Source organism: Lysobacter panacisoli, from assembly GCF_009765165.1.
GTDB classification, from domain to species: Bacteria; Pseudomonadota; Gammaproteobacteria; order Xanthomonadales; family Xanthomonadaceae; genus Lysobacter_J; species Lysobacter_J panacisoli.
In genome coordinates this window covers 3,691,937-3,708,168 of record NZ_VLNU01000001.1, presented here as the reverse complement: position 1 = coordinate 3,708,168, position 16,232 = coordinate 3,691,937, and the positions used below count along the sequence as shown (strand labels likewise).

Annotated in this window: 13 protein-coding genes; 8 read left to right on the top strand and 5 right to left on the bottom strand. The window is 68.8% G+C overall.

Features of this window, described 5'->3' with window-relative positions; genetic code table 11:
- Positions 1–279: 279 nt before the first annotated feature.
- From FOF45_RS17305 to FOF45_RS17290, 4 genes are all read left to right on the top strand, one after another.
- Positions 280–612, top strand: a complete 333-nt coding sequence (locus FOF45_RS17305) for a hypothetical protein (RefSeq protein ID WP_158987045.1) — start codon at positions 280–282, stop codon at positions 610–612.
- Positions 609–1,535 carry a hypothetical protein gene (locus FOF45_RS17300; protein ID WP_158987043.1) on the top strand — a complete coding sequence of 309 codons (927 nt, stop codon included), beginning with the start codon at positions 609–611 and terminating at the stop codon, positions 1,533–1,535. The genes FOF45_RS17305 and FOF45_RS17300 overlap by 4 nt, the downstream gene beginning before the upstream one ends.
- Positions 1,536–1,647: 112 nt before the next feature.
- Positions 1,648–2,175, top strand: coding sequence for a BON domain-containing protein (locus FOF45_RS17295; protein ID WP_158987041.1), 528 nt, complete (start codon positions 1,648–1,650; stop codon positions 2,173–2,175).
- A 67-nt stretch (positions 2,176–2,242) separates the two neighbouring features.
- Entirely contained in the window at positions 2,243–2,671 is a 429-nt protein-coding gene (locus tag FOF45_RS17290; RefSeq protein ID WP_158987039.1) for a VOC family protein, read from the top strand.
- 171 nt (positions 2,672–2,842) lie between these two features.
- Here the strand turns inward: FOF45_RS17290 and FOF45_RS17285 are convergent, their stop codons facing one another.
- Positions 2,843–4,042 (bottom strand): serine hydrolase domain-containing protein, encoded by a 1,200-nt coding sequence (locus FOF45_RS17285; protein WP_158987037.1) that lies wholly within the window; start codon positions 4,040–4,042, stop codon positions 2,843–2,845.
- Between the two features lie 164 nt (positions 4,043–4,206).
- Here FOF45_RS17285 and FOF45_RS17280 point away from each other — a divergent pair, with 164 nt between their 5' ends.
- The gene (locus FOF45_RS17280) at positions 4,207–4,560 is read left to right on the top strand and encodes a YciI family protein (RefSeq protein ID WP_158987035.1); all 354 of its coding nucleotides are present in this window, start codon (positions 4,207–4,209) and stop codon (positions 4,558–4,560) included.
- Between the two features lie 26 nt (positions 4,561–4,586).
- On the opposite strand, the gene FOF45_RS17275 is transcribed toward FOF45_RS17280, so the two are convergent.
- Together FOF45_RS17275 and FOF45_RS18415 are read right to left on the bottom strand one after the other, a co-directional pair.
- On the bottom strand, positions 4,587–5,894 hold the full coding sequence (locus FOF45_RS17275; protein ID WP_233264248.1) for a cation:proton antiporter domain-containing protein: 1,308 nt from the start codon (positions 5,892–5,894) through the stop codon (positions 4,587–4,589).
- The gene (locus FOF45_RS18415; RefSeq protein ID WP_233264183.1) at positions 5,795–6,430 is read right to left on the bottom strand and encodes a hypothetical protein; all 636 of its coding nucleotides are present in this window, start codon (positions 6,428–6,430) and stop codon (positions 5,795–5,797) included. Before FOF45_RS18415 ends, FOF45_RS17275 begins: the two co-directional genes overlap by 100 nt.
- 128 nt (positions 6,431–6,558) lie before the next feature.
- Between FOF45_RS18415 and FOF45_RS17265 the strand changes: the two genes are divergently transcribed.
- Complete coding sequence (locus FOF45_RS17265) at positions 6,559–7,968, top strand: pyridoxal phosphate-dependent decarboxylase family protein (protein ID WP_158987031.1); 1,410 nt, start codon at positions 6,559–6,561, stop codon at positions 7,966–7,968.
- Positions 7,969–7,973: 5 nt separating this feature from the next.
- Here FOF45_RS17265 and FOF45_RS17260 read toward each other — a convergent pair whose 3' ends face one another.
- The gene (locus tag FOF45_RS17260) at positions 7,974–9,371 is read right to left on the bottom strand and encodes a GntP family permease (RefSeq protein ID WP_158987029.1); all 1,398 of its coding nucleotides are present in this window, start codon (positions 9,369–9,371) and stop codon (positions 7,974–7,976) included.
- A 201-nt stretch (positions 9,372–9,572) separates the two neighbouring features.
- On the opposite strand from FOF45_RS17260, the gene FOF45_RS17255 reads away from it, so the two are divergent.
- Both FOF45_RS17255 and FOF45_RS17250 read left to right on the top strand, forming a co-directional pair.
- Positions 9,573–11,810: a TonB-dependent receptor gene (locus FOF45_RS17255; protein WP_158987027.1), complete on the top strand. Its 2,238-nt coding sequence runs from the start codon at positions 9,573–9,575 to the stop codon at positions 11,808–11,810.
- Positions 11,811–12,112: 302 nt separating this feature from the next.
- Positions 12,113–15,463 carry a hybrid sensor histidine kinase/response regulator gene (locus FOF45_RS17250; protein ID WP_158987025.1) on the top strand — a complete coding sequence of 1,117 codons (3,351 nt, stop codon included), beginning with the start codon at positions 12,113–12,115 and terminating at the stop codon, positions 15,461–15,463.
- Positions 15,464–15,564: 101 nt separating this feature from the next.
- Here the strand turns inward: FOF45_RS17250 and FOF45_RS17245 are convergent, their stop codons facing one another.
- Positions 15,565–16,230: a response regulator gene (locus tag FOF45_RS17245; protein WP_158987023.1), complete on the bottom strand. Its 666-nt coding sequence runs from the start codon at positions 16,228–16,230 to the stop codon at positions 15,565–15,567.
- Positions 16,231–16,232 lie beyond the last annotated feature (2 nt).

Here is a 16,232-nt window from a genome sequence, read left to right as displayed (position 1 = left end):
TTGCACGCCTGCCCGGTGATTTCGCCGGACATGTCTTGCCAACGCACGCATTCCGCGATTCCGGCCGCGAACGGTCGTATCGGCTGGCACGGTTGTTGCCGCCGACGTGCGCACGGCGCCGTCCGAGGCGCTAGGATCCGTGACGGGGAGCACGGATGCGGGGAGCCCGCATGTCGGGCGCATCCGCCCCCCTGGAAGTCGCAGGATCTTCACTCCGCCGCGTGGAGCACGGTGGTGCGCGCGCATGCGGGACATGGCAGTCGAACAACAGGGGACGTTATGACGATGGAAGTAGGGGAAGCAGCAAAGCGCACGCTGCGGAACATTTCCGGCCTGTGCCGGAAGGCCGCCAAGGACCTCAAGCCCACCGACTCGCTGGTCGACAACCTCGGCTACGGCGATGCCAAGCTGAAGCAGCTTGCGGTGTGGCAGCGCTCGCTCGCCGATCAGGTGCGCGACGACGGCACGCAGTCGCGCATGACGACGTCGGACCTGGCCGACGCGAACGTCGCCAAGGTGCTTGAGTTGTTGCTGCGTCGCGGGGCACGCGAACAGCCCGACGAGGCGCGCGTCAAGGCGGTCTTCGACGCTGCCAACAAGGCGCTGCCATGAGGGCGCGGGCCGTGTGGGCCGCGGCGGCGCTGCTCGCCATGTCGGTGCCGGCGTTCGCGGATGAGGGGCTGTGCGATTCGAACCTGCGCATCCGCAATCGCCTGGACAAGCCGGGCTTCGTGTTGAAGCCGGCGTCGGTCGCGCTGCAGCATTCTGCCGGCGACGACACCGTCGGTCTGGCGCAGGTCGCGGCGATGTACGCGCGCGAATGCGGAAGCGGCAACGCCCAGTACCAGTTCGAAATGGGTGGCGAGTACCACTTGGACACCAGCGACGACGCGCCGGTCGAACTGGCCAATGGCGGTGCGACCTACAGCTACGGCTGGTCGAACGCGGAGATGCCGCTCGCGGGAACGTGGAAGGAGTTCACTGCGGTCGCCAAATATGGCCGCAACATCGAGAAGGACACGACGATGCGCTACGTCGGCGTCGACTTCGCCGCTACTGCGCTGTCGGGAATGGGGCCGGACGGCTACCGCCACGGCGTGGGCTGGCTCGGCGGCGAAGGGCTCAAGGAGGACAACACGCCGCTGTACGCGTACGGCGTGCGGCCTGGGCTGCAGTACTACTCCGGTTACCAGCCCGAGGAGGCGGAAAGCACGTTGGATGGCGTGTTCGCGACGGTGTCGGTGGCGGCGGACTGGTATCCGTTCCCGAAGATCGGAACAGGCAACATCCGCCTGTTCGCGGTCTGGACCACGCGCCAGCGCCAGAGCGGCGACGACGCGCTGCCGGAGTCGGCCAACCTCGGTGGCGCGGGCATCGCGTACCAGTTCCTCGACACGAAGACCGCGGACGGCAAGTCGAAGCAGGTTGCCGCGGTCTCGCTGGAGTACCGGGTCGGTCGCGATCCGGACAGCGGTTTCCTGCGGGACGAATCGTTCGAGCTGGTGCTGACATACGCCTTCGACCGGCAGCGTTGAGGAACATGAACCGCGGCAGGCGCGCTTAAGGCGGGCCTGCCGCGATCTTCGCGCGGCGTTTTCAATGGCGGTGGCACGATCCCGGTTCCGCAGGATCGAAGGAGAAGCACGCATGCGACGTCCGTCATTGTCGATGTTGCAGGGAAACCAGACGCCGGCCCGGAGTGCGCTGGGCACCGTGCTCGGCGCGGCCGCGGCGTTCGCCGCCGGGGCGTTGCTGATGTACCTGTTCGATCCGAACACCGGCCGTCGCCGGCGCGCGGTGGCGCGCGATCGTGGCGCGGCGATGGGGCATGGCGCCGCCCATCTTGTGCAGGGCAAGACCAAGCGCGCGGCCGACCAGGTTCGCGGCGCGCTGGCGCGCACGCGCGACCGGCTGTCGACCGAACCGCTCGACGACGAACTGCTGCACGATCGCATCCGTTCCAAGCTGGGGCGCCTGGTCGATCACCCGGGCTCGATCGAAGTGCACGTGCACGACGGTCGCGTGCAGCTCAAGGGCGAAGTGCTCGACGAGGAACTGCACCACCTGATCGCGACGCTGTCGTCTATGCGCGGCGTGCGCAACCTCGAAAGCCTGCTGCGCACGTCATCGGCGCACCCGCCGTCGCCGTCGCCGTTCCCGCCGTCCCACCACTGACCATCGCGCATGAGCGCGGCATCGGCGCCCGTCGCGGCGCCGCTCGCGCGCGCCACAAGGAGCCTTCATGGAAACGCAGGAACTGCATCGCGGTCGTCTCATCGACCACGTCCAGCTGGTCGTTCGCGATCTCGACAAGAGCCGCAGGTTCTACAGCGCGGTGTTCGACGTGCTCAAGGTGCCGATGGAAAGCAACGCGGAAACCAACTTCTGGGCCGACGAACTGTTCGTCTCGACCGCCGACAGCGAAGAGGCGCAGGGTGAGCTGACCGGCCGCCATCACCTGGCATTCCAGGCACCGGATCGCGCCACGGTCGACGCCTTTCACAAGGCCGCGCTCGCCAATGGCGGCACCGACAACGGCGCGCCCGGTGAAAGGCAATACCACCCGGGCTACTACGCGGCGTTCGCGCTCGATCCCGATGGCAACAACGTCGAGGCGGTGTACCACGGCGAAGCCAAACGCAGCGCGTCGTCGGTGAAGATCACGTTCTAGAAGTGGTTGCCGTGCCTGCCATCATTCGCAACGTCCCTGCTGTCATCCCCGCGGAGGCGGGGATCCAACCCGCCGGCCCGATTCTGTCCTCCGGAAAGCGTGAAGCTCGCACAGCTGGATTCCCGCCTTCGCGGGAATGACGAGCAAGGACGAGGACACGCGGAACCAGGGTCAGGGATTCGCGCCTGTTCGCGCGTCCAGCACCATGCCGATGAAGCGGTCGAGCGCCTCGCCGCGATCGATCCAGCGCACGACGATCAGCAGGTCGTTGTCCCAGTCGAGGTAGACGATGTTCTGGCCGTTGCCGCGGAAGGTGACGCTGCTCTCCGGTGCCGACGGCAGCGCCTTGCGGCCGGTGTTGAGGAACCAGTTGGCATAGCCGTACTCGGCGTTGGCCGGGCCGGGCGTGCGCGCCTTGTCGATCCACTCGCGCGCGATCAGCTGCTGGCCGTTCCATTGGCCGTTGCGCAGGAACAGGTAGCCGAAGCGCGCCATGTCGCGGGCGTCGATGAACATGCCGCCGCCCCAATGGCCGCCGCCGCTGACCGATTGCATCTGCTGGCCGTCGAGTTCGATCCACGAATTGCGGTAGCCGTGCCAGCGCCAGCGCGAGCCCGCACCGATCGGATCCATCACCTGCTCGCGCAGCACCTCCGGCAGTGGACGACGCCACACCTGCAACGCGGCCAGGGCGAGCACGTTCACGCGCACGTCGTTGTACATGTAGTGCGAGCCGGGCACGTGGCGTTCGCGGTTGGGCCACTGCTCGGCGGGGCCGGACGGTCGGTCGGCCCAGTCCGGCTTGCCCCACAGCGTGCCCTGCCAGTCGCTGGTCTGGCGCAGCAGGTGTTCCCAGGTGATCGGCGCATTGTGTTCGGACGCGAACAGGTCGACGTCGCGCGGCATGTAATCGGCGACGCGGTCGTTGGTGTCGCGGATCAGCCCGCGCTGCCAGGCGAGGCCGACCACGGTGCTGAGGAAGGTCTTGGTGACGCTGTGGCTCATGTCCACGCTGCGCGTGTCGCCGAACTCCGCAACGACGCGTCCTCGGCGCACGATCAGCCCGTTCAGCCCGGCGCGCGTCGAGGTCGGGCCGATCTGGCCGTCGAAGAAGGGTTCTTTCGCGCCGAAGCTCTGCGCCAGCGCCAGCGACTGGTCGCGCGGCTCCTTGGCTTCATGTGCTTTCGCATAGTCGATCGCCTGCTGCAGTTTGCGCGGATCGAATCCGGCCTGGGCCGGCTCGATGCGCGCCCATTCGCCGCGTGGCGGGAAGTACGCGCCGGCCGGCTCCTGGGCGCACGCCGCCGTGCACAGCAGCAGCCACAGCAGGGCAAAGGCATGGAGGCGGGCGAGCAGGCGCGTCGGCGTCATGGGCGGCAGGCGGCGGAGAGGAGGCCGGAGCATAGCCGACTGTCCGCGCGTCGAACCCGACGCGGTTTGTCGATCCGGGCGACTCCCGTTCGTCGCCATTACAGGAGCGCGGTTCCACGCCGGGAGGCCCGGCGGCCGTGCGCCGTCCACGAAAGGAGATGTCCATGCGCTATCTGTCGATGGTCCGCGTCGAGGAAAACACCGGGCAGGTGCCCAGCGAGCGGTTGATGCGGGAAATGGGCCAGCTCATCCAGGAGATGACCGCTGCCGGCGTGCTGCTCGATACCGCCGGGCTGCAGCCTTCCGCGCAGGGCGTGCGCGTGCGCCTGCGCGACGGCAAGCTGTCCACGGTCGATGGGCCGTTCACCGAGACCAAGGAAGTGATCGGCGGCTTCGCCATCCTCAAGGCCGACTCGATGGACGAGGCAGTCGAACTCACGCGCCGTTTCCTCAAGGTGCACGGCGACGAGTGGAACCTCGACTGCGAAGTGCGCCAGCTCGAGGAAGCGGAGTTCTGAGCCGTGCGGCGGTGCGCGCAGCGCGCTCAGCGTCGCGCGCGCCGCTCGATCCACTCCAGCAGCGGCCCGGTCATCGCGGTGGTGACCAGCGCCATGATCACCAGCATCGCGAACAGGCGATCGCCGATCAGGCCCAGTTCGTAGCCCAGATTGAGCACGATCAGCTCCATCAGGCCGCGCGTGTTCATCAGCGCGCCCAGGCGCAGGGCATCGGTGTTGGGCATGCCGGCGCTGCGCGCGGCGACCCAGGTGCCCACGCCCTTGCCGAACGTCGCGGTGGCGATGATGGCAAGCGCCAGCAGCAGGTCTTCCGCGCGCCAGCCGTCGATGCGCAGGCGCAGACCGGTCATGGCGAAGAACAGCGGCAGCAGCAGCGAGATCGCGAACGGCTCCACGCGTTCCACCAGTACCTCGCGCAGGCGCGCGTGGCCGGACACCGCCACGCCGGCGAGGAACGCGCCGAACAGCGCGTGGATGCCGAGCAGCTCGGTGATCAGGCTGCACACCAGCGCGAGCATCAGCAGCGCGATGAGCGCGCGTCCTTCGTGTTCAGGGCTCAGTGCGTGGCGCGCGATGCGTGGGCGCAGCAGCGCGATCACGGCCACCGCGAACAGCAGCGTGCCGACCAGGCTCACCGCCGCCATGCCGAAGCCGCTGGCCTGCACCGTGGCGATGATCACCGCCAGCAGGCACCACGCGCTCGCATCGCCCAATGCCGCGCACGCGACCGCGATGCGCCCCAGCTCGGTGCCTGCGATGCCGCGATCCGACAGGATGCGCAGCAGCACCGGGAACGCGGTGATGCTCAGCGACAAGCCCATGAACAGGGCGAAGCTGTCGAAGCCGATACCGGCCGGGGTGTGCTCGGCGCGCAATGCGAACGCCAGCAGCACACCGCACAGGAACGGCAGCGCGATGCCGGCATGGCTCACCAGCACCGCAAACCTGCGCCGGCCGTCGAGGCTCGACAGGTCGAGTTCCGCGCCGGCGACGAACAGGAACATCAACACGCCCAACTGACTGACCAGACCGAGCGCGCCCAGGCTCTCCGGCGCGAACAGCCAGCCCTGCGCCTGCGGCCAGACCGCGCCGAACAGCAGCGGTCCAAGCAGCAGGCCCGCGGCCATCTCGCCGATCACCGCCGGCTGGCCGAAACGGCGCAGCAGCCAGCCCGCGCTCTTGGCCACCGCCAGCACCACCAGCAACTGCATCAGGAAGCGCGACAGCGGCGAGGTCAGCGCGTCGTGCGTGGCCTGCGCCGCGGGCGCGACGGCGGGCACGGAGGACAGCGGGTAATGCGACATCGCCACCGCGATCGCCAGCGGCACCACCACCAGCACCAGATAGCGCCACGGGAAACGCGGCGTGGCACGGTGCGATGGCGACTGTTGCATGCGGCGGTCCTGAGGCTGGATGCGCCGACTATAGCCGGACGCCGCCGCGCGTCCACGCGCGCCTCAGGCGCGGTTGGCCTGCACCCATTGCGCTTCTTCGGCGCCATCGCGCAGTAGCTGGCGACGAGGTGCTGCTCCACGTCGTCCCAGTCGGTGTCGACATCCAGCGCCATGCCGGCGATGTCCGGCCACCAGCGCGGCAGGAAGTAGGGCGGTCGCGACAGGCGCGGCACTTCGGCGACCGGCCGCGGCGTGCGGAACGTCAGCACGCACCGCGGGCCGTCGGTGCCGGCGACCTTGGCGTAGGCCGGCGGCCAGCCGTCGGTGATCATCACCGCGTGCGCGAAGTTCTTCTTGCCGATGCACCAGCGCGTGCCGGTCCAGGCCTGTTCCTCGGCGACATCGGGCAGGTCGAGGCAGACCAGCCGCAGCTTGTCGAGGTACTCCCGGGGCGGATCGGGGTGTTGCCCGGCCATTGGCGGCCTCCGTGCCAGTGTTCGGGACCAGCCTAGGCGGCCGCGCGTGCACGCACCGCGACGTGGACGTTGACCGCTGTCGGCCCGGTGGGTCGTATCCTTCGCCAACCCTCGAACGGAACCTCGTCATGGCCACCGATCGCTTCCAGTCCGCCGTCTTCGACGAATACCTGGAGAAGGCCGGCCGGCACGCCGCGCATTACCTGCGCCGGCTTCCCGATCGCCACGTCGGTGCGAAAGCCACGCGCGAAGAGTTGATCGCGGCGCTGCGCGCGCCATTGCCGGAACACGGCGACGAAGGCGGCGAGGTGATCGACCTGATTGCGGGGCATGTCGATCGCGGCGCGGTCGCGTGCAATTCGCCGCGCTATTTCGGTTTCGTCGTCGGCGGCGCGACGCCGGTCGCTCTGGCGGCGGACTGGCTGGTGTCCACCTGGGACCAGAACGCCGGCATCTATGCGATCTCGCCACTGGTGTCGGTGCTGGAGGAAGTCGCCGCGCAGTGGCTGCTGGACCTGTTCGACCTGCCGCGCGACGCCGGCGTAGGTTTCGTCACCGGTTGCCAGATGGCCAACTTCACCTGCCTCGCGGCGGCGCGGCATGCGGTGCTGCGACGCGCGGGCTGGGACGTGGAGGCCGACGGACTGATCGGCGCCCCGCGCATCCATGTGGTGGCTTCGGCCGAATCGCACATCACCATCGACGTGGCCTTGCGCTACCTCGGCCTGGGCACGCGCTCGGTTCTGCGCGTGGAAAGCGACGGGCAAGGGCGCATGCGCGCGGATCGGCTGCGCGAACTGCTCGCCACGCTTGATGGGCCGACCATCGTCTGCGCGCAGGCCGGCAATGTGAATACCGGTGCGTTCGATCCATTGCGCGAAATCGGCGAGGCCACGCGGGCGCATGGCGCGTGGCTGCACGTCGACGGGGCGTTCGGCCTGTGGGCACGCGCGAGCGCCGCGCATCGCGCGCTCGCCGACGGCATCGACCTGGCAGATTCGTGGGCGACCGACGCACACAAATGGCTCAACGTGCCCTACGACAGCGGCGTGGCGATGGTCCGTGACGCCGAGGCGCATCGCACGGCGATGACGTCCACCGCCGCGTACCTCGTGCAGACCCGCGGGGCCGAGCGCGACGCGGTGGACTGGGTGCCGGAGTTCTCGCGCCGCGCGCGCGGCGTGCCGGTCTACGCGACGCTGCGGGCCTTGGGGAGCGACGGCATCCAGGACCTGATCGCGCGCAGTTGCGCGCGTGCGACGCAGATGGCCGAGGCGTTGGCGGGCGAAGACGGCGTGCGCATCCTCAACGACGTGGTGCTCAACCAGGTGCTGGTGCGCTTCGACGACGATGACGACGTAACCCGCGCGGTGATCGACGGTGTGCAGCGCGAAGGCACGTGCTGGCTCGGCGGCACCGTGTGGCAGGGGCGTGGCGCGATGCGCATCTCGGTGTCGAACTGGGCCACGACCGAAGACGACGCGGCGCGCAGCGTGACGGCGATCCTCAAGGTGTTCCGCGGCCTGCGCGGGCGCTGAGCGCGTTACACCAGTCCCGTCGCGTAGAACACGCCGATCGCCACGAACACCGCGGCGGTCTTGATCAGCGTGATCGCGAAGATGTCCTTGTAGGCCTGGCGATGGGTCAGGCCGGTGACGGCGAGCAGGGTGATGACCGCGCCGTTGTGGGGCAGGGTGTCCATGCCGCCCGACGCCATCGCCGCGATGCGGTGCAGCACCTCCATCGGAATGCCCGCCGCGTTCGCGTTGGCGATGAAAGTGTCCGACATCGCGGCCAACGCGATGCTCATGCCGCCGGATGCCGAGCCGGTGATGCCGGCCAGCGCGGTGACGGTGACGGCTTCGTTGACCAGCGGATTGGGAATGGCGCCCAGCGCGTTGGCGACGACGAGGAAGCCCGGCAGTGCCGCGATCACCGCGCCAAAGCCATACTCGGACGCGGTGTTCATCGCTGCCAGCAGTGCGCCTCCGATCGCGGATTTCGTGCCCTCGGCGAACGAGGCCATCACCGGTTTCCACGCGAAGACGAGCACGGTGACGATGCCGATCAACAGCGCACCCTGCACGGCCCAGATCGCGGAGATCTTCGCCACTTCCTGCACCACCGGCGCGGCGTTGCCGATCACCGCCGGATCGAAGCTGTGGCTGTCGCCGTAGAAACGCGGGATCGCCACCGTCAGCAGTTTGTTCGCCACGCCGACCAGCACCAGCGGCAGGATCGCGATCAGCGGATGCGCCAGCGATTCGCCCGCGAACGACGCCGGTTCGTTGACCAGTTCCGTCCCGTAGCCTTCGCCCTTCGCAAGTGCCGCGCGCCGACGCCACTCCAGATACGCCAGGCCGACGATCAGGATGAACACGCCGCCCAGCGTGCCCAGCCACGGCGCGGCCCAGGTGTTGGTGCCGAAGAACGTGGTCGGGATGATGTTCTGGATCTGCGGCGTTCCCGGCAGCGCGTCCATTGTGAAGGTGAACGCACCCAGCGCGATGGTGCCGGGGATCAGGCGCTTGGGGATGTCGCTCTGGCGGAACAGCTCGGCAGCGAACGGATACACCGCGAACACCACCACGAACAGCGACACGCCGCCGTAGGTCAGCAGCGCGCACACCACCACGATCGACAGCATTGCGCGGCCCGCACCGAACAGACGGATGGTCGCGGCGACAATCGCCTTGGAGTAGCCCGACAGCTCGATCAGCTTGCCGAAGATCGCGCCGAGCAGGAACACGGGGAAATACAGCTTGAGGAAGCCGACCATCTTGTCCATGAACAGGCCGGTGAACATCGGCGCGACCAGCGTCGGGTCAGTCAACAGCACCGCGCCGAGCGCGGCGACGGGGGCGAACAGGATCACGCTGTAGCCGCGGTAGGCCACGAACATCAGGAAGCACAGCGCGGCCAGCACGATCAGAAATGCCATTCCCCGGTCCTTGTGGAGCTTGCGGACGCCCCCTCGTGGCAGCGAGTCTCCGCGCGGTCGACTGACGCCGGCATTGTCCGAAGGTACAGCAGCGTCGGCGTGGCGCGCGGACCTAGTCTTGCCGCAAGACGGGGGAGGGTCCGTCGTCCATTTCGCCCGGCCGCTGGCCGGTTCGGCCAACGATTGGGGGAGGAGCGTCGAATGATCCACAGCAACAAGCACCGCACCGGACTGAGCATCGCCATCGCCTGCGCGCTGATGGCGCCGCCGGTCATGGCGCAGGACACCGCGCCCGCGCAGGAAGGGGCGAAGGCCACCAACCTCGGCGCCGTCACCGTCACCGCGCGCAAGCGCGAGGAGACGCTGCAGGAAGTGCCGGTCGCGGTCACCGCGTTCACCGCCGACGCGCTGGACAAGCTCAACATCGAGGACCTGGGCGATCTCGACGCGCAGGTGCCCAACCTCACCATCTACGCCGCGCGCGGTTCCAGCAGCACCGTCACCGCCTACATCCGCGGCGTCGGCCAGTCCGATCCGCTGTGGGGCGTGGACCCGGGCGTGGGCATCTACATGGACGACGTCTACATCGCCCGTCCGCAGGGCGCGCTGCTGGACGTGTTCGACGCCGAGCGCGTGGAAGTGCTGCGCGGCCCGCAGGGCACGCTGTACGGCAAGAACACGATCGGCGGTGCGATCAAGTACATCTCGCGCGGCCTCACGGTCGAGCCCGACGGGCGCGCCTCGATCACCGTCGGCAACTATAATCAGCTCGACGTGAAGGCGTCGGTCGGCGGATCGGTCGGCGACCGCGCACTGCGCGGCCGCCTGGCCGTGGGCAGCTTCAACCGCGACGGTTTCGGCGAGAACGAGTTCAGCGGGCAGGACGTCAGCGACAAGGAGATCCTCGCCATGCGCGGCCAGCTCGGCGCGTACGTGAACGAGGATCTCGACATCCAGTTCGCCTTCGACTGGATGGACGACCAGTCCGGCGTGCGCGGCGCGAAGATGCTGGCGCCCAACCGCTTCGCCCCCGGCGTCGCGCCGCTGGACGACCGCTACGACATCCGCAGCGGCATGCCCAACGTCAACGACACCGACATGAAGGGCGCTTCGGCCACGGTCAACTGGCGCATCAACGAGGACTGGACGCTCAAGTACGTCCTCGCCAAGCGCGAGTCCGACACCGAGACCAACATCGACTTCGACACGCTGCCCAACAAGATCGCCGACGTGAAGGCGTTCTACAGCGACGAGCAGCTCAGCAACGAACTGCAGGTAAACTACGACGCGGGCGGCCGCAGCCGCGGCGTGGTCGGTCTCTACGCTTTCGACGGCGAGGCCGGCGGCCAGGTGCTCAACAACTTCTTCAACCTGTCCTTCGGCGACACGCAGGGCACGATCTTCACCGACCAGCTCGCGATGTACGCCGACTGGACGTTCGACCTGACCGACAGGCTCAAGCTCGACGTCGGCGCACGCTACACCGACGAGAAGAAGCACGCGGTCGTGCTCAACCGCTGCTACACCGATGCCACGTTCACCACGCTGGCGGTGCGCTGCGCGGCCAACAACCCCACCCCGATCGCGGCGAACTTCGACAAGCGCATCGGCTTCGAGAACACCTCGCCGAAGATCTCGCTGGATTACCAGATCACGCCCGACATCATGGTCTACGGCCTGGCAACGCGCGGCTTCAAGTCCGGCGGCTACAACATCCGCGCGCAGGCGACCGCGGTGCCGCGTTCGGCCGAGCCGTTCGACGACGAGTCGGTCGACAGCTACGAAATCGGCAGCAAGATGGCGTTCCTTGACCAGACGCTGTTCCTCAACCTGGCCGCGTTCCACAACAAGTATGAGGACATCCAGCTGTCGGTGTTCACCTCCTACGACAGCAATGGCGACGGCGTCAACGATGCGTTCTTCGGCGATTTCACCAACGCCGGTTCGGGCACCGTGGAAGGCGTGGAAGTCGAATACCAGTGGCTGCCGACGCCGAACTGGCTGATCAGCGGCAACCTGGCGTGGCTGGACGCGAAGTACGACGAGTTCATGTACGCCAACGTCAACATCGCCGACGAGCAGGAGTTCACCAACGCCCCGGACTTCTCGGGCGCGCTGAACGTCGAATACCGCACCGACCTGTCCGGCGGCGGCAACCTTGCCGCGCGCGTGGGCTACACCTACCAGAGCGACGTGGTCGCCACGACCGAGATCGTCCGCACCGGCGCGCTGCCGATCACCCAGGACGGCTACGGCCTGGTGAACGCGGGCGTGGTCTGGCAGATCGACGATGCCTGGTCGCTGTCGCTGCAGGGCACCAACCTGGCCGACAAGGAGTACCGGACCACCGGCTACAACCTCAACGCCGCGCTGGGCGTGCTGACCGGCTTCTACGGTCCGCCGCGCCAGTACACGTTGTCGGTGCGCTACGACTTCTGATGGGCGTACTTCCTTCTCCCCTTGCGGGAGAAGGTGCCCGCAGGGCGGAAGAGGGGAGAAGCGCGTGCCACGCCCCTCTCCCTGGCCGCCTTCGGCGGCCTGTCCCTCTCAGCTCTGCACTCCCTTCGGTCGCCGCGAGGGGAGAGGGACATCGCAGTCCAAAGGGCTTGTATCCCTTCTCCCCTTGCGGGAGAAGGTGCCGCAGGGCGGAAGAGGGGCGACGCGCAGCGGCGTGGGCGTGACGGCCTCCGCGCGAAGGGAAGCATTGTTTATCCTGACCCCATGAGCCTTGCCGCGTATCCATGCTGAGCTTCACCACCGTCGCCCTGGCCAGCCTCGCCTGGCTGGCGCTGATGTTCGGCACGGCGCTCTACGCCGAACGACGGCCGACCGTCCTCGCGCGCCACTGGCGCCATGTCTATGCACTGTCGCTGGCGGTGCACTGCACGTCGTGGACGTTCTACGGCACGGTCACGCAGGCCGCACGCTACGGCTGGCCACTTCCGCCGACATTCCTCGGCGCGATCCTGCTGTACGCACTCGGCATCGCCTTCATGGTGCGGCTGGTGCGGCTGTCGCGCGAAACCAACGCCACCTCGCTTGCCGACCTGATCGCCACGCGCCTGGGCAAGGACGCGTGGCTCGCGGCGACGGTCACGCTGATCGCGGCGCTCGGGCTGATTCCGTATATCGCGCTGCAGCTCAAGGCAGTGGCAATGAGTTTCGCCATGCTCACCACGCGCACCGCAGAGGGTGCGATCGCGCCGGCGTGGCAGGACAGCGCGCTGTACGTCGCGCTGGCGATGGCGCTGTTCGCGATGCTGTTCGGCACGCGCCGAGCGAGCGCCGCCGAACACAACCGCGGACTCGTGCTGGCGATGGCGTTCGAGTCGGTGTTCAAGCTCGCCGCGATGCTGGCGCTGGGCCTGTTCGTGTGGATCGGCCTGGGCGACCTGCCGGAAGCGCCGCCGGTGCCGGCACCGGTCGCACCGGCCGACGGGTTCGCGCCGCTGGTGCTGCTCGGTGCGCTGGCGATGTTCATCCTGCCGCACCAGTTCCACGTCGGTGTCGTCGAATGCCGCGACGAGCGCGACGTGCGCACCGCGCGCTGGCAGTTCCCGCTGTATCTCGTGCTGATCGCGCTACCGGTGCTGCCGCTGGCGACGGCGGGTCATGCGCTGCTCGGCGGCAGCGGCGTGCCGTCGGACCTGCACGTGCTGGCGTTGCCGTTGTCGCAGGGGCAGGAAGGGCTGGCGCTGTTCGCGTTCCTCGGCGGGCTCAGCGCGGCCACGGGCATGGTCGTGGTGAGCACGCTCACGTTGAGCCTGATGATCGGCAACCACTGGTTCGCGCCGGGCCTGCTGCGCGGCGCGTGGTCGCGCAACGACGGCAGCGACCTGCGCGGCAGCGTGCTGGCGCTGCGACGCAGCGGCATCGTGGTGATCATGCTGCTGGCGTGGGCGTACAGCCGCCTGCTCGCCGGCAGCGATGCGCTGGCCGACGTCGGCGCGGTTTCGTTCTCCGCACTGGCGACGCTGGCGCCGGCGCTGTGCTTCGCGGTGTGGCGGCCGCAGACGCCGCCACGCGCGGCGGTGATCGGTATCGTCGGCGGCTTCACTGCATGGGCGTGGGTGTTGCTGGTGCCGATGGCGCTGGAAGCGCGCGGTACGCCACCCTCATGGATCCATGCCGGTCCCGCCGGTTTCGGCTGGCTCGCGCCGGATGGGCTGTTCGGGCTCACAGGATGGAGCCGTCTCGGCCGCGCGGTCGGCGCGAGCCTGTTCGTGGGTACGTTCGCCACGGTGCTCGCGGCGATGTGGCGTCGCGAAACGCCGCGTGCCGCGCATCGCGGTCTCGACGTGCAGACCCTGCGCGACGCCGGCCTGCGTTTCCTGCCGCGCGAACGCGTGATGCAGTTGCTGCAGGACGTGCCAGCGAACGAGCCGGTCGCGGCATCGATCGAAGCGCACATCGAACGCGAGCTCGCGGCGGTGCTGGGTTCGGCGTCGGCGCGCGTGCTGCTCGATGCCGCACGTCGCGCGACCGGGCATGATCTCGACACCGTCGCCGCCATCGTCGGCGAAGCGTCCGCCGACCTGCGCTTCAACCAGCGCGTGCTCGAAGCCGCATTGCAGAACATGAGCCAGGGCATCAGCGTGGTCGATGCCGAGCTGCGCCTGGTCGCGTGGAACCGGCGCTATGCCGAGCTGTTCGGGTTCCCGCCGGAACTGCTGCAGGTGGGACGTCCCATCGCCGAACTCTCGCGCTGGGCGTTGCAGCGACTGCCGTCGCGTGGATGGAGCGGGCGCGAACTCGAACGCGCGCTCGAACGGCGACTTGCCTTCATGCGCGCGGGTACGCCGCACCTGTCCGAACGCGTGTTGCCGGACGGCAGCATCGTCGAGATCCGCGGCAATCCGATGCCGGGCGGCGGTTTCGTCGCCACCTTCACCGACGTCACCGCGTTCCGTCGTGCCGAGGCCGGCCTGATCATGGCCAACGAAACGCTGGAACTGCGCGTGGTCGAGCGCACCGCCGACCTCGAAGTCGCCAAGCGCGAGGCCGAACGCGCGAACGAAGCCAAGAGCCGCTTCCTCGCCGCGATCGGCCACGACCTGATGCAGCCGCTGCACGCCGCGCAGCTGTTCGCCGATTCGCTCGGCCAGCAGCTGCAGGAGCCGCGCCAGCGCGAGACGGTGGCGCAGATCGGCGGCGCGCTGGACTCGACCAACGACCTGCTCACCGGCCTGCTCGACATGTCGCGGCTGGAAGCGGGCGGGCTGGTGCCGCAGCCGCGCGCGTTCCCGCTGGCCGACGTGCTGGAACCGCTGGCGTCGGAGTTCCGCGCGATTTCCGCCGCGCGTGGATTGCGCTTCCGCTTCGTGCCGACGCGCGCGTGGACGCATACCGATCCGCAGCTGCTGCGCCGCGTGCTGCAGAACTTCCTCGCCAATGCGGTGCGCTATACAGAGCGCGGCAGCGTGCTGTTGGGCGTGCGTCGTGCCGGCGATGGCCTGCGTATCGAAGTGCTCGACACCGGTCCGGGCATCCCGGTCGAGCAGCAAACGGCGATCTTCGAGGAATTCCGTCGCGGCGAAGATGCGCCGGGTCAGGGACTCGGTCTTGGCTTATCGATCGCCGAGCGCATTGCGCAGCTGCTCGACGCACCACTGGCATTGCGCAGTGGGATGGAGCGGGGGACCGCGTTTTCGGTGCGGGTGGGGCGCGCGCCGCGACCGGCCGCTCTGCCGACGTCGATGCCACGCGAAGGCGACGGCCTGCGCGTGCTGGTGGTCGACAACGATCCGCAGGCGATGGATGCGCTGGCTGGTGTGCTCGCGCGCTGGGGTTACGAGGTGGTCACCGCCGGCGATGGCGTCGAGGCGGAAGTGGCGCTGCGCCGCGCACCGGCTGCGCTGTGGCTGTTCGACTACCACCTCGACGACGGCGACACGGGTGTCGAACTCGCCTCGCGCCTGGCCGAGCTGTTCGGACCGCATCCGACCCTGGTCCTCAGCGCAGACCGCGGCGAACACGTGCGCCGTGCCGTGCACGAAGCCGGCCTGTCGCTGCTCGCCAAGCCGGTCAAGCCGCTGGCGTTGAAGTCGGTGCTGGATCGCGTGCTGGCCGCGCGTGAAGTGGAGTGGTCGTAGCCATCGCCATCAAGTAGCCCGGGTAAGCGAAGCGCACCCGGGATGTCGACCATCGATGTGCATCGAACCCCGGGTGCGCTTCGCTTACCCGGGCTACGTCATCACGACGCCATCTGCCTTGCCGGATCGACCAGCTCCAGCTCGCGCAGCACGACGCCGGCCTGGGTGCGGTTGCGCACGCCGAGGCGTTCGAAGATCGCCGACAGGTGCGCCTTGACCGTGCGTTCCTGCACTTCGAGGCGGTCGGCGATCTGCTTGTTGAGCAGGCCCTGCGCGACCAGCGTCAGCACGCGGAACTGCTGCGGCGAGAGACTCGCCAGTCGCGCCGCGAGGTCGGCGTCGCCGCTGTCGCTCTGGGTGCGCGACACGGCCGCACGCAGCGACGAAGGCAGCCATTGTTCGCAGGCGAGCACGGCGCGGATCGCGTCGCGCAGTTCGTCCAGCCCGGCGCTCTTGGGCAGGTAGCCGGCGGCGCCGTGGTCGAGCGCGCGCCGCACCACGCGAGGGTCGTCGTTGGCCGAGACCACCACCACCGCGACGCCCGGATGCTGGGCGCGCACCGCGGCCAGTCCGGCGAGGCCGTGGTTGCCCGGCATGTGCAGGTCGAGCAGCACCAGGTCGATGCCCGGATCGGCATCGAGCGCCGCCAGCACCGCTTCGAGGCTGCCGGCCTCGTGGATCTCCGCATCGGCCACGGCCTCCATCGCGGCCTGGCGCAGGGCGGCGCGGAACAGGGGATGGTCGTCGGCGATCAGCAGGGTCGGCATGC